The organism is Allobosea sp. UNC402CLCol (assembly GCF_000745475.1).
GTDB lineage: Bacteria > Pseudomonadota > Alphaproteobacteria > Rhizobiales > Beijerinckiaceae > Allobosea > Allobosea spartocytisi.
In genome coordinates this window covers 492,159-504,396 of the sequence record NZ_JQJJ01000009.1, presented here as the reverse complement: position 1 = coordinate 504,396, position 12,238 = coordinate 492,159, and the positions used below count along the sequence as shown (strand labels likewise).

Annotated in this window: 13 protein-coding genes; 9 read left to right on the top strand and 4 right to left on the bottom strand. The window is 67.5% G+C overall.

Annotated features, from left to right (window positions below; genetic code table 11):
• Positions 1-78 precede the first annotated feature (78 nt).
• The 3 genes from GY40_RS09640 (at position 79) to mbfA (ending at position 2,826) form a co-directional block, all read left to right on the top strand.
• A complete protein-coding gene (locus tag GY40_RS09640; RefSeq protein WP_081925288.1) occupies positions 79-843 on the top strand; it encodes a L,D-transpeptidase in 765 nt (254 codons plus the stop codon).
• A 102-nt stretch (positions 844-945) separates the two neighbouring features.
• A complete protein-coding gene (locus tag GY40_RS09635; protein WP_038361258.1) occupies positions 946-1,752 on the top strand; it encodes a DUF2076 domain-containing protein in 807 nt (268 codons plus the stop codon).
• 117 nt (positions 1,753-1,869) lie between these two features.
• Positions 1,870-2,826 carry an iron exporter MbfA gene (gene mbfA / locus GY40_RS09630; protein ID WP_038361255.1) on the top strand — a complete coding sequence of 319 codons (957 nt, stop codon included), beginning with the start codon at positions 1,870-1,872 and terminating at the stop codon, positions 2,824-2,826.
• Between the two features lie 12 nt (positions 2,827-2,838).
• Here mbfA and GY40_RS09625 read toward each other — a convergent pair whose 3' ends face one another.
• Together GY40_RS09625 and GY40_RS27930 are read right to left on the bottom strand one after the other, a co-directional pair.
• A complete protein-coding gene (locus GY40_RS09625; RefSeq protein WP_038361252.1) occupies positions 2,839-3,648 on the bottom strand; it encodes a L,D-transpeptidase in 810 nt (269 codons plus the stop codon).
• A 172-nt stretch (positions 3,649-3,820) separates the two neighbouring features.
• Positions 3,821-5,263 (bottom strand): lipopolysaccharide biosynthesis protein, encoded by a 1,443-nt coding sequence (locus GY40_RS27930; RefSeq protein WP_051987723.1) that lies wholly within the window; start codon positions 5,261-5,263, stop codon positions 3,821-3,823.
• 171 nt (positions 5,264-5,434) lie between these two features.
• On the opposite strand from GY40_RS27930, the gene GY40_RS27925 reads away from it, so the two are divergent.
• The 3 genes from GY40_RS27925 to GY40_RS09605 all read left to right on the top strand — a co-directional run bounded on the left by GY40_RS27925 (position 5,435) and on the right by GY40_RS09605 (position 7,599).
• The gene (locus GY40_RS27925; RefSeq protein WP_038361249.1) at positions 5,435-6,199 is read left to right on the top strand and encodes a sulfite exporter TauE/SafE family protein; all 765 of its coding nucleotides are present in this window, start codon (positions 5,435-5,437) and stop codon (positions 6,197-6,199) included.
• A 63-nt stretch (positions 6,200-6,262) separates the two neighbouring features.
• Positions 6,263-6,760, top strand: coding sequence for a GNAT family N-acetyltransferase (locus GY40_RS09610; protein WP_038361247.1), 498 nt, complete (start codon positions 6,263-6,265; stop codon positions 6,758-6,760).
• Positions 6,757-7,599, top strand: coding sequence for a DMT family transporter (locus tag GY40_RS09605; protein ID WP_038361245.1), 843 nt, complete (start codon positions 6,757-6,759; stop codon positions 7,597-7,599). The genes GY40_RS09610 and GY40_RS09605 overlap by 4 nt, the downstream gene beginning before the upstream one ends.
• Here GY40_RS09605 and GY40_RS09600 read toward each other — a convergent pair.
• Both GY40_RS09600 and GY40_RS09595 read right to left on the bottom strand, forming a co-directional pair.
• The gene (locus GY40_RS09600) at positions 7,586-8,068 is read right to left on the bottom strand and encodes a PaaI family thioesterase (protein WP_038361243.1); all 483 of its coding nucleotides are present in this window, start codon (positions 8,066-8,068) and stop codon (positions 7,586-7,588) included. The two genes, GY40_RS09605 and GY40_RS09600, sit on opposite strands and share 14 nt — an antisense overlap.
• Positions 8,069-8,213: 145 nt before the next feature.
• Positions 8,214-8,681, bottom strand: coding sequence for a MarR family winged helix-turn-helix transcriptional regulator (locus tag GY40_RS09595; RefSeq protein ID WP_197062718.1), 468 nt, complete (start codon positions 8,679-8,681; stop codon positions 8,214-8,216).
• 219 nt (positions 8,682-8,900) lie between these two features.
• Here GY40_RS09595 and groES point away from each other — a divergent pair, with 219 nt between their 5' ends.
• The 3 genes from groES (at position 8,901) to GY40_RS09580 (ending at position 12,216) form a co-directional block, all read left to right on the top strand.
• Entirely contained in the window at positions 8,901-9,188 is a 288-nt protein-coding gene (groES, locus tag GY40_RS09590; RefSeq protein WP_038361241.1) for a co-chaperone GroES, read from the top strand.
• A 48-nt stretch (positions 9,189-9,236) separates the two neighbouring features.
• Positions 9,237-10,874 carry a chaperonin GroEL gene (groL, locus tag GY40_RS09585; protein ID WP_038361239.1) on the top strand — a complete coding sequence of 546 codons (1,638 nt, stop codon included), beginning with the start codon at positions 9,237-9,239 and terminating at the stop codon, positions 10,872-10,874.
• 232 nt (positions 10,875-11,106) lie between these two features.
• Positions 11,107-12,216, top strand: coding sequence for a branched-chain amino acid ABC transporter substrate-binding protein (locus GY40_RS09580; RefSeq protein WP_051987722.1), 1,110 nt, complete (start codon positions 11,107-11,109; stop codon positions 12,214-12,216).
• Positions 12,217-12,238 lie beyond the last annotated feature (22 nt).

Sequence of the window (12,238 nt, the reverse complement as noted above, 5' to 3'; positions counted from 1 at the left end):
ACAAGCGACGGCGCAGGGAATTGTGTGGTCGCCTTCCGCCAGCTACCGCCCGCCCGTCCAGATCGAGTTTTCAGTCCAATGTCTTCCGCCCGCCACGACGCCTCTCCCCTCGCCCGGCCGACCCGCCGCGTCTTCGCCGCGATGACACCGCTGTTCCTGGCAGCCTGCGTCAGCCAGCGACAGCAGCCCTATGAGGTGCCCACCCCGCGGGCGCGCATGGTCAGCCCGGAATATCTGGAGATGTATGGCGAGCGGCCCGACGAGAAGTTCCCGCTGCCGGCGACCGACGTCTCCGAGGTCAATCCGCGCTTCCTGCGCCAGATCGTCTCCTACCAGACCGCCGAGCATCCCGGCACGATCGTCGTCGATACCGACGCTCACTTCCTCTATCTCGTCCAGCCCGGCGGCAAGGCGATCCGCTACGGCATCGGCGTCGGCAAGCAGGGCATGTCCTGGCGCGGCCGCGCCACGGTGCAGCGCAAGGCCGAATGGCCGCGCTGGACCCCGACGCCTGATATGATCCGCCGCGACCCGAAGAAGAACGGCCCCTGGGCCGGCGGCATGCAGGGCGGCCTCGACAACCCGCTCGGCGCGCGCGCGCTCTATCTCTACCAGGGCGGCCGCGACACCCTGTACCGCATCCACGGCACCTCGGAGCCGTGGTCGATCGGCAAGTCGATGTCCTCCGGCTGCATCCGCCTGTTCAACCAGGACATCATCGACCTCCACAGCCGCGTCCCTGCCGGCACGAACGTCCTCGTCCTCAACCGCGGCACGCTGGTCGCGCCCGACGGCGACGAGGCGCCGCCGCCGGACGATTACAGCCCCGACGGCGACTTCTGATCGCAGCGCGGCATGCTGCCGCGCTCCGCCTTGATACCGTCACAGGGCAGGCCCACCTCTTGAGGGCGGCGCATCGGCGCCGTCCAACCAGAGGAGATGACGATGACGCCGCAAGAACGCGACGTGATCGCCGGGATTTTCGATCGGCTCAAGCAGGCCGCCACCCAGCCCCGCGACCCGGAAGCCGAAGCCTTCATCGCCGAGCGACTGCGCGAGCAGCCCTACGCGCCCTACGCGATGGCCCAGGCCGTCTATGTGCAGGAGCAGGCGCTGACCAACCTGCACCAGCAGGTCGAGAGCCTGCAGGCGCAGGTCCGTGAGCTGCAGAGCCGCCCCAGCGAGGCGGCGCAAGCCTCGGGCGGCTTCCTGTCGGGCATTTTCGGCGGCGCTCCCGCGCAGCCGCGTGCCGGATCGGTTCCGCCGGTTCCGCCCCGCCCGGAGGGGCAGCCCTCTTCCGCCTGGACGAATGCGCCGGCCGCCCAGCCGATGCAGCCTCCCCCGCCCCAGCCGCAGCCCGGCCCCTGGAGCAACCAGCCCCAGCAGCCGGCCGCACGTGGCGGCGGCTTCATGGCCAGCGCGCTGACGACCGCGGCGGGCGTGGCCGGCGGCCTCGTGCTCGGCAATGTCCTGACCAACGCTTTCAGCGGTCACGGCGCCGCGGCAAGCGGTCTCGCCAGCTCGGTGAGCAACTTCGGCTCGGGCTCGAGCGGCACGAACGCCCAGCAATCCGCCTACGAGCAGGGGGCAGCCGACCAGTCCGCCTATGATCGCGGCGCGGACGACCAGGCGCGCACCGACAGCACTGCCGACAGACAAGATGTCAGCCAGGCCAATTACGACCAGGCGGATGACGACGACGATCCGGGCTACGACGACGGCGGCAACTCGGACGACGACAGCTGGGTCTGACAGCTCCCTGAACGACCTTAAAGCCCGCCTCCAGGAGGCGGGCTTTTTGCTGCCGAAGGGCTTCACAAGCCGATGCGCCGAGGATAGGTTAGAATAATTCTAATCTATGGATCCGCCATGAAGCGCCTCGACGATCTCGACGAAGCCGAACTCCTTGCCCTCGCCGTCGCCAGCGAGGAGGAGGACGCGCGAATCTATCTGACCTTCGCGCAGAGGCTGCGGGCCAACTATCCCCACTCCGCCGCGATGTTCGAGGAAATGGCAGCCGAGGAGAGCGGCCATCGCCACCAACTCCTGGCGCAGTATGAGAGCCGGTTCGGCACCGAATTGCCGCTGATCACGCGGCAGGACGTGAAAGGCTTCCTCAAGCGCAATCCCATCTGGCTGCATGAGGACCTGCAGCTCGAGGCGGCGCGTCGCCACGCCGCCGTGATGGAGGTCGAGGCCAGCCGCTTCTATGCGCGCGCCGCCGAGCGGGCGCATGACACCGGCACGCGGAAGCTGCTAGCCGATCTGGCGGAGGCCGAGCGCGGCCATGAGAAGATGGCGGAACGGCTCGACGACGAGCTCAAGAGCTCGGGCGCGGCCGATGAGGAGGAGGAGACGCGCAAGCGCCTCTTCGTCCTGCAGATCGTCCAGCCGGCGCTGGCCGGACTGATCGACGGCTCGATCTCGACGCTGGCGCCGATCTTCGCCGCCGCCTTCGCGACACATGATTCCTGGAACGCCTTCGTCGTCGGCCTCGCCGCCTCCATCGGCGCCGGCATCAGCATGGGGCTGACAGAAGCGCTCTCCGACGACGGCGTGGTCACGGGTCGCGGCCACCCCTGGGTGCGCGGCGCCGCCTGCGGCATCGCCACCGCCATCGGCGGGCTCGGGCATACGCTGCCCTATCTCATTCCGGATTTCTGGCTGGCGACGGCCATCGCCGGCGTCGTCGTCGCCTGCGAACTCGTCATCATCGCCTGGGTGCGCTTCCGCTACATGGAAACGCCCTTCGCCTCCGCGATCGTCCAGATCATCCTCGGCGGCCTCGCCGTGCTGGCCGTCGGCATCCTGATCGGCAGTTCCTGAGGGCCGTCGCCCTCAGATCACGACGACCTTCGCGCCGACGCCGACCTTGCCGTAGAGGTCGATGACGTCGTCATTGGTCATGCGGATGCAGCCCGAGGAGACCTCGCGGCCGATGGTGTTCGGCTCGTTGGTGCCGTGGATGCGATAGAGCGTCGAGCCAAGATAGAGGGCGCGAGCGCCGAGCGGGTTCTCGGGGCCGCCCGCCATGAAACGCGGCAGGTCGGGCCGGCGCTTGATCATCTCGGCCGGCGGCGTCCAGCTCGGCCATTCGGCCTTGCGCGTCACCGTCTTGGTGCCGGCCCAGGAGAAACCGGGACGCCCGACGCCGATGCCGTAGCGCAGCGCCCGGCCGCCGGGCTGAACCAGGAAAAGGAAGCGGTTCGGCGTGTCGACGATCACGGTGCCGGGCCGATGCGGCCCGTCATAGGCGACCTCCTGCTTCCGGAAACGCGGCTCGACGACATAGGGGATGCCGGCCTGCGGCTCGACCGGCTGGCCCAAGGCCGCGACCTGCCGCCCGGGCTGCGGGCGGCGCGTTTCCGCGAAGGGATCGGCGCCGTAGCCGGCGGGCGCCTGCATCGCCTGGCCATAGGCATAGCCGCCCGGCCGGTTATAGACCGCCCCGCCACGGCTCGCGGGGGTCGGATCGCGGCCGGTCATCAGCATCTCGATGAAGCCGCCGCCATAGCTCGAGCGGCCGCGCTGCGCCTGCAGCATCGGATCGTCAGGAGCCCGATAGCCATATCCTTGCGCGGCGGCGGGATCGGCCACGGCCAGACTGCCGGCGGCAGCCAGAAAGGAGAGGATGAACGCTCGACGCATGACACAACTCTCTCAACGGAAAGACTTGCCCGAAAGCCTGCGGAACGGTCTCGAAGGAATGGTGAATCGTTGACTCTTTCGGCCTGCAACAGGGCCGAAAGGCGCGAATTCGCGGAATTAACCTTAGTGCCTTGCCAAGAGACAGGGTGAAGGAAAGCTTTCCGCGTGCAGGTCAGGCAGAACCGCGCGGAGGCCGCGTCTTGCCGGCAAGCCAGCGCAACCTGAGCCCGGTGCGCCAGCGGGCAACGTCGCAGGCGAGGATGATGGCGGCGTAGACGAGCCCACCCAGCCCGATCTGGAGGATGAGTTCGAGCACCGGAGGCAATTGGTTCCGCAGCGGCCAGACCGCCAGCGCCATGACGGCTCCCGCGAACAGGACGCAGGCGATATCGCGCGGCGGGGGCGCTTTCGGCAGGGAGCGCAAGGCGACGAGAGCCGTCACCAGCAGCACGACCAGGAATCCCGCGCTCTGCGCGATGGCAAAGCGCGAGGGCGACGCGGTGCCGACCAGACCCGAGACGAGAGCGAGATTCACTGCAAGGCCCGCGAGCGCGACGATCGCCGCGATCAGGGTTCGCTTCTGGAGCAGGAAAACCGGATAGATCGCCGCCTGGAACAGGGCGATGGCGGCGAAGCCCGGCAGCAGCAACGCCATGTAGCCCGCGAAATGGCCGCGGAACGCCGCCGGGACGAAAAGCGCCTCGAAGGCCGGCAGCACGAGCCAGAAGCCGAGCGCGGCGGGCAGGACCACGGCCAGGACGAGCACCATGTTGCCGGCGATCCGCTTCTGGGCGGCGTTGCGCCCGCGCGTCTCGTCGAGGCGGATCACCTCGCGCAACAGCACGATCTCGAGCATCGACGCCAGCATCGGGAAAAGCCTGAGGCCGATATCGGAGGCGAGCGAGAAATAGCCGGACTCCGCGAGGCCATGTGCCTCGGCCAGCAGGCTGCGATTGGCAAGCGGGATCAGCGAATAGACCGCGTTTCCGGCGACGAGCGGCAGGCCGTAGCGCAGGAAGGCGCGTGCCAGATCCATGCGCGCCCCGGCGATGGCGAGCGGCCCGTCGGAGAGCCGGCCGCGCACGCTGAGCACCGAGGCGATGGTCCCCGCAAGCCCCGCAAGCAGCACGACGACCGGATCGCGCGTCAGCCAGGCGCCGCCGACCATCAGGACCAGCACGATGGCGGCGCGCACGGCGATGAGGCGGCCATAGGCGGCATCGAGGAAGCGCGCCCGCGCGATGGCACCGTGATAGTCGAACCAGCCGGCACCGATGCCGGCCAGAACGGCAGCGACGAGCAGGGCCACCGGCAGGCCACCATCGAAGCCCGCGAGCAGCACGATCCCGAGCGACACGCACAGCACCAGAGCGGCCCCCGCAAAAAGCAGGTCCAGCGTGGAGCGGATGCCGGGATCGCTCGCGCGGGTCTGCGCCGTGTAGAAGCGCACGGCCGAGAGCTTCAACCAGTCAAGCGCCGCCGTGTTGACGAGGACGACCAGCGCCGCGCCGATCGCATAGAGGCCAAAAGCCTCGGGGCCGAGGAACAGCGCGATCAGCAGGCCGAGAGCGAAATTCAGCACCGCGTTGACGAGGAAGGGCAGCAGGACGGTCATCGCGTCTCGGTCATCCCCTTGTTTTCCCTCGCGACGCCCATGCGGCCAACGCCCTTGCGACTCGCCGACAAGTCGGGAAGCTCAGCGAAACATGGCGTAGCGGGGCGCGGATGGTTTTCCAAGCGGAAGGAGCCGGGTTGTGGCCGCGTCCCGGGCGAGGTCGGGGGCCTGATGCCTGAGCCGCTGTCCTTCTATCTCGTCGGCTGGGTGACGACGCTGATCATCGCCATCGGCAAGAGCGCCTTCGGCGGCGGCCTTGCCATCCTCGGCATTCCGCTGCTGGCGATGGTCACCACACCGCAGAACGCCGCGATCATGGTCTCGATGCTGGTCTCGCTGATGGACCTGATGGCGCTGCAGCGCTTCGGGCGCGACACCTGGTCGAAGCCCGACCTGGTCTGGCTGCTGCCGGGCCTCGTCCTCGGCATCGGACTTGGCTATCTCGTCTTCGTCCGCATCGACCCGCGCATCGTCAATCTGATGATCGGCGTCGTGACGTTGCTGTTCACTGCGCATTGGTTCCTGAAGGGGCGCCTCGCCCCGCCCGGCAACCGCCCGGTTTCACCGGGGCTGGCACTCGCCGCCGGCACGGCCTCCGGCTTCACCACCTTCGTCGCCCATGCCGGCGGGCCACCCGTCGCGATGTATCTGCTCGCCCGCGGCCTGCCGAAAACCCTGTTCGTCGGCACGACGGTGGCGATCTTCACGCTCGGCAACTGGCTGAAGCTGCCGCCCTATTTCAGCCTCGGCCTGAAGCACACCGAGGCGCTCTGGGGCGCGCTGGCGCTGGCCCCCGCCGTGCCGCTTGGGATCTGGCTCGGGCGCGTGCTGCATGATCGGCTCGAGCAGAAGGCCCTGTTCTTCTGGTGCTATGTCCTGCTCGCAGTCGCGGCGCTGAAGCTCACCGCCGACGCCGCGCTCGCCCTGATGCGATAGCGGCATGGCGGAATGCGGCGGCCCCTCTAGGCGCGATACCGGTTTATCCCTAGAGCCGTCGTCATGACCGCGCTCCCGCCGATCCGCCTTGCCCGCGACACCGATTCCGAGCCTCTCGCCGCGCTGATCGCGGCGAGCTTCGCCGAATATCCGAACTGCCATTTCGTCTGGGAGGAATTCCCGGAGTTGCGGCAGCCGGCGACGGCCTTCGCCAAGAAGGGCGGCAAGCTCTGGATCGTCGATGCGCCGGATGGCGGCATCGCCGGCTCGCTCGGCGCCACGCCGCTGCCCGAGCAGAACGCCGTCGAGCTCACCAAGGTCTATGCCGACCCGGCCTTTCGCGGCACCGGGCTGGCGCAGGCGCTTTTCGCGGAGGCGCTGGCTTTCGCCAACGCCGGCGGCTTCGCCGAGATGATGCTGTGGTCGGATACGCGCTTCGCGCGCGGCCATCGGTTCTACGAGAAGCTCGGCTTCCGGCGCTGGCCGGGCGAGCGCTATCTCGCAGACGTCTCCGCCACCTGGGAATATCATTTCCGCAAGCCGCTCAGCAGCGTGTCATGACCTGGTCGACGGCGCTGCGCGCCGCCTTGGGCATCGCCCTGCTCACCGCCATGGACGCGGTGCTGAAGGGGCAGATGCACAAGCATCCCTTCGTGCTGGCGCTGTTCATGCGCTTCGCCATGGGCGGGCTCTGCGCGCTCGTCGTCCTGGCGATCGCCCGGCCGGCGAGGCCGACGCGCGACAGCCTGATCGGCAATCTCGCCCGCATCCCGCTGGTGGTGCTCACCGCCGGCAGCTTCTTCTATTCGGTCTCGGTGCTGCCGCTGGCCGAGGCGCTGACGCTCTCCTTCCTCGCCCCGGTCTTCGTCGCGCTGCTGGGCGGCCTCCTGCTCAAGGAGAAGATCGACAAGCGCGTGCTGCAGGCGCTCGCCTTCGGCCTCGCCGGCATGCTGGTGATGGTCTGGCCGCGCCTGCAGGGCCATGTCAGCGGCGCGGGGCTCGGCGTCGCCGCCGCCCTGTTCTCGGCCGTGAGCTATGCTTTCAACCTCATCCTGCTCAGGCGCATCGCGATGCGCGAGCACCCGACGGTGATCGTCGCCTTCCAGAATGTCGGCCCTGCTCTCTGCCTCGCCATCCCGGCGGCAACCGTCTTCGTGCCGATGGCCGCGATCGACCTCGCGATCTATCTCGGCGCCGGTATCCTCGGCGTCGCCGGTCATCTGACGCTGACCTCGGCCTATGCCCGGGCGGCGGCCTCGAAGCTCGCGGCGATCGAATACACCGCGCTGATCTGGGCGAGCCTGCTCGGCTTCCACCTCTTCGGCGAGGTGCCGCTCTACACGACCTATGCCGGGGCAGTGCTGATCGTAGCGGGAGCGGTGGCAGTCAGCCGGCGCTAGGCCTCGCCGGGAATACGACGCAGGTCTCGGTGCCATGCGCGAGCAGCTTGCCGCGCTCGTCGACGAGCTTGCCCTCGGTCGTGATGACCGTGCCGCCGCGATGGATCAGCTTGCCCTCGCAGCGGACCGTGCCGCTCTCCGGCATGACCGGGCGGACATAGTTCAGCTTCATCTCCAGCGTGGTGTAGCCCTCGCCCGGCTTCAGCGTCGCATGCGCGGCGCAGGCCATGGCGGAATCGAGGATCGTCGCCGTCCAGCCGCCATGGATCGTGCCGAGCGGGTTGAAGAAGCGCGGCGACGGCCGGCCGACGAAGACGACCCGGCCCTCATCCGCCTCGACTAGGTCGAAATCCATGGTCTGCGCGAAGGGCGGGGCCGGCTGCGAGCCATCGATGATGCCGCGCAGGAAGCTCAGGCCGTCGCCGGCGGTCAGCACTTCGCGGGACACCACTCCGAAGGTTCGATCCATGGCCGCTTCTCCAATCGTGTATCTGCACGATAGAGAGAGCCTGGCTGTACCGTCAACCGGGCCGCCGGAGATTATGCCGCGAAAAGCGGGAGACGTGTTCTAAAGCCCTCATCCTGAGGAGTGCCGTATTTTTCAGGCGAGGTTCTCAGCGTGTCTCGCGTGCCGCGCGGCGCAGCGCCTTCAGCCCGTCGCGGGTCTCGCGCCAGCGCTCTTCGCCGAAGCCGCCCTCGATCTTGTCCTGCGCCGCCCGCCAGAACGGGATCGCTGCCGCGATCGCAGCCCGGCCCTTCTCCGTCACCGCATAGACGGAGGCGCGGCCGCGGCACTCGACCGGCTCGACCATGCCCTCGGCCGCCAGCAACTGGAGATTGCGGGTCAGCGACGTCCGCTCCAGTGCAAAGCGCTCGGCCAATTCGGTGACCGACTTCCATTGCCCGGTGCTCAACGCCGAGAGCAGCACGAACTGGGTGATCTTCAGCCCGCTCGGCCGCATCGCCTCGTCATAGGCGCGGGTGACGGCGCGCGCCGTCATGCGGATGTGCAGCGCCACGCAGGAGCGGGCGATCTCATCGAGACGGGGGTCGGGCGCGGAAGGGGTCGCGGATGTCGTCATGTCGCCATCTTAACGTGTTCTGCCCTTTACCGCAGCCGGAAGGCTGAGGGCTGCGTCCGGAGCGTTCACTTTATCGCTCGCAGCTTTCTTGACTCTCCGGACACCCGCGCCTATCTCCGCGCTATCTGTTAGCACTCCCAACAGGTGACTGCTAACAGCCTCCCCCGGGAGCCCATCAGCGGCGCCCGAAACGAATAAGACCGAGAGGAAGACAGAACCATGAAGTTCCGTCCTTTGCATGACCGCGTCGTGGTCCGTCGCCTGGATGGCGAAGAGAAGACCAAGGGTGGCATCATCATCCCCGAGACCGCCAAGGAAAAGCCCCAGGAGGGCGAGGTCATCGCCGTCGGTTCCGGCGCGCGCGATGAGGCCGGCAAGCTCGTTCCGCTCGACGTTAAGAAGGGCGACCGCGTCCTGTTCGGCAAGTGGTCGGGCACCGAGGTCAAGATCGACGGTCAGGACCTCCTGATCATGAAGGAATCCGACATCATGGGCGTCGTCGGCTGATAGCCGCCTGACCGCTCTCTTCCGTTTCAAGTTCAAGGAGTAGCTCTCATGGCTGCCAAAGACGTCAAATTCGGCACTGAAGCCCGCGACAAGATGCTGCGCGGCGTGGATATCCTCGCCAACGCCGTGAAGGTCACGCTCGGTCCCAAGGGCCGCAACGTCGTGATCGAGAAGTCGTTCGGCGCCCCGCGCATCACCAAGGACGGCGTCACCGTCGCCAAGGAGATCGAGCTGTCCGACAAGTTCGAGAACATGGGCGCCCAGATGGTCCGCGAAGTCGCTTCGCGCCAGAACGACCATGCCGGCGACGGCACCACCACCGCCACCGTCCTCGCCCAGGCGATCGTCCGTGAAGGCGCCAAGTCGGTTGCGGCCGGCATGAACCCGATGGACCTGAAGCGCGGCATCGACCTGGCCGTCGAGGCCATCGTCGCCGACCTCAAGAAGAACTCCAAGAAGGTCACGTCCAACGCGGAAGTCGCGCAGGTCGGCACCATCTCGGCGAACGGCGACGAGTCGGTCGGCAAGATGATCTCGACCGCGATGCAGAAGGTCGGCAACGAGGGTGTCATCACCGTCGAGGAAGCCAAGACCGCCGAGACCGAGCTCGACGTCGTCGAGGGCATGCAGTTCGACCGCGGCTATCTCTCGCCGTACTTCATCACCAACTCCGAGAAGATGATCGCGGAGCTGGACGACCCCTACGTCCTGATCTTCGAGAAGAAGCTGTCCTCGCTCCAGGCGATGCTGCCGATCCTCGAGGCCGTCGTGCAGACCGGCAAGCCGCTGCTCATCATCGCCGAGGACGTCGAGGGCGAGGCCCTGGCCACGCTCGTCGTCAACAAGCTCCGTGGCGGCCTGAAGGTCGCGGCCGTCAAGGCTCCGGGCTTCGGCGATCGCCGCAAGGCCATGCTCGAGGACATCTCGATCCTGACCGCCGGCCAGATGATCTCGGAAGACCTCGGCATCAAGCTCGAGACCGTGACCCTCCAGATGCTCGGCCGCGCCAAGAAGGTGCGCATCGAGAAGGAGAACACCACGATCATCGACGGCGCCGGTAAGAAGAAGGACATCGAGGCTCGCGTCGGCCAGATCAAGGCCCAGATCGAGGAGACCACCTCGGACTACGACCGTGAGAAGCTCCAGGAGCGTCTGGCCAAGCTCGCCGGCGGCGTCGCGGTGATCCGCGTCGGCGGCGCGACCGAGGTCGAGGTCAAGGAGAAGAAGGACCGCGTCGACGATGCCCTGAACGCCACCCGCGCCGCGGTGGAAGAAGGCATCCTGCCGGGCGGCGGCGTCGCCCTGCTGCGTTCGCTCCAGGCCGTCAAGTCGATCAAGACCGTCAACGACGACCAGAAGACCGGCGTCGAGATCGTCCGCAAGGCGATCATGGCCCCGGCCCGCCAGATCGTCGACAACGCCGGCGATGACGGCGCCGTCGTGATCGGCAAGCTGCTCGAGTCGAAGGACTACACCTACGGCTACAACGCCCAGACCGGCGAATACGGCGATCTGGTCAAGGCCGGCATCATCGACCCGACCAAGGTCGTTCGCACGGCGATCCAGGACGCGGCTTCGATCGCGGGCCTGCTGATCACCACCGAGGCGATGGTCGCCGACCTGCCGAAGAAGGAAGCTCCGATGCCCCCGATGGGCGGCGGCGGCATGGGCGGCATGGACTTCTGATCCAGCCCCCAAAGCAATGTCTACGGAAGGCCCGGCGCAAGCCGGGCCTTTTTCGTTTGCGTGATTTTCCAAAGCAGCAAGCGAGGGAGCCGACGCTCCCCTGCGGCCATGCGTCTCAAGCGGCCCGCTCGGGAGCCGATGAGATGTCATCATCCCCTCTCCTCGCCTATAAAAGCGGCAAGCGCCTTCGCAACGGATGCGCGAACATGCAAAAACCGATCGGGAGAGGCCCATGAAGACCTCCAAATTCCTCACAGGCGTCGCTTTCACCGCCACGCTGCTGGCGTCGCAGATCGCTCGCGCCGACATCACCATCGGCCTGATCGCGCCGCTGACTGGCCCCGTCGCCGCCTATGGCGAGCAGGTCAAGAACGGCGCCCAGGCCGCCGTCGACGCCATCAACAAGAATGGCGGCGTGCTCGGCGAAAAGCTCGTGCTCAAGCTCGCCGACGATGCGGGCGACCCGAAGCAGGGCGTCTCGGCCGCCAATCTCCTCGTCGGCGACAAGGTGAAGTTCGTCGTCGGCCCGGTGACCTCGGGCGTCGCGATGGCGACTTCCGACGCACTCGCCGAAAGCGGCGTGCTGATGGTGACGCCGACCGCGACCTCGCCGGCGCTGACCAGCCGCGGCCTCACCAATGTCTTCCGCACCTGCGGCCGCGACGACCAGCAGGCCGAAGTGGCCGCCGCCTATGTTCTGAAGAATCTGAAGGACAAGAAGATCGCCATCGTCCACGACAAGGGCACCTATGGGAAGGGCCTCGCCGACAACTTCCAGAAGGGCATCAATGCCGGCGGGCTCAAGGAAGTGGCCTATCTCTCGCTGACGCCGGGCGAGAAGGACCTCTCGGCCGTGATCACGCGCCTGAAATCGGCCGGCGCCGAGGTGATCTATTTCGGCGGCTATCACCCCGAGGGCGGCCTGCTCTCGCGCCAGCTCGCCGATGCCAACGTCAAGGCGACGATCATCGGCGGCGAGGGTCTCTCCAACACCGAGTTCGCGGCAATCGGCGGCGACCACGCCACCGGCACGCTGTTCACCAACGCCACCGACGCACTGAAGAACCCGGATTCGGCGCAGGCCGTCGCCGCGCTGAAGGAGAAGGGCATCCCGCCCGAAGCCTTCACGCTCAACGCCTATGCCGCGGTCGAGGTGCTGAAGGCCGGCATCGAGAAGGCGGGCAAGGCGACCGACGCCTCGGGCACGGCCAAGGCGCTGCAATCGGGCATGCCGATCAAGACCGCCATCGGCACGCTGACCTATGGCAAGACGGGCGATCTGAGCTCGCCGAGCTTCTCCATGTACAAGTGGGACGCCGGCAAGATCGTCGCGGCGGAGTGAGACAGAGGGCGAAGCGGGTCAT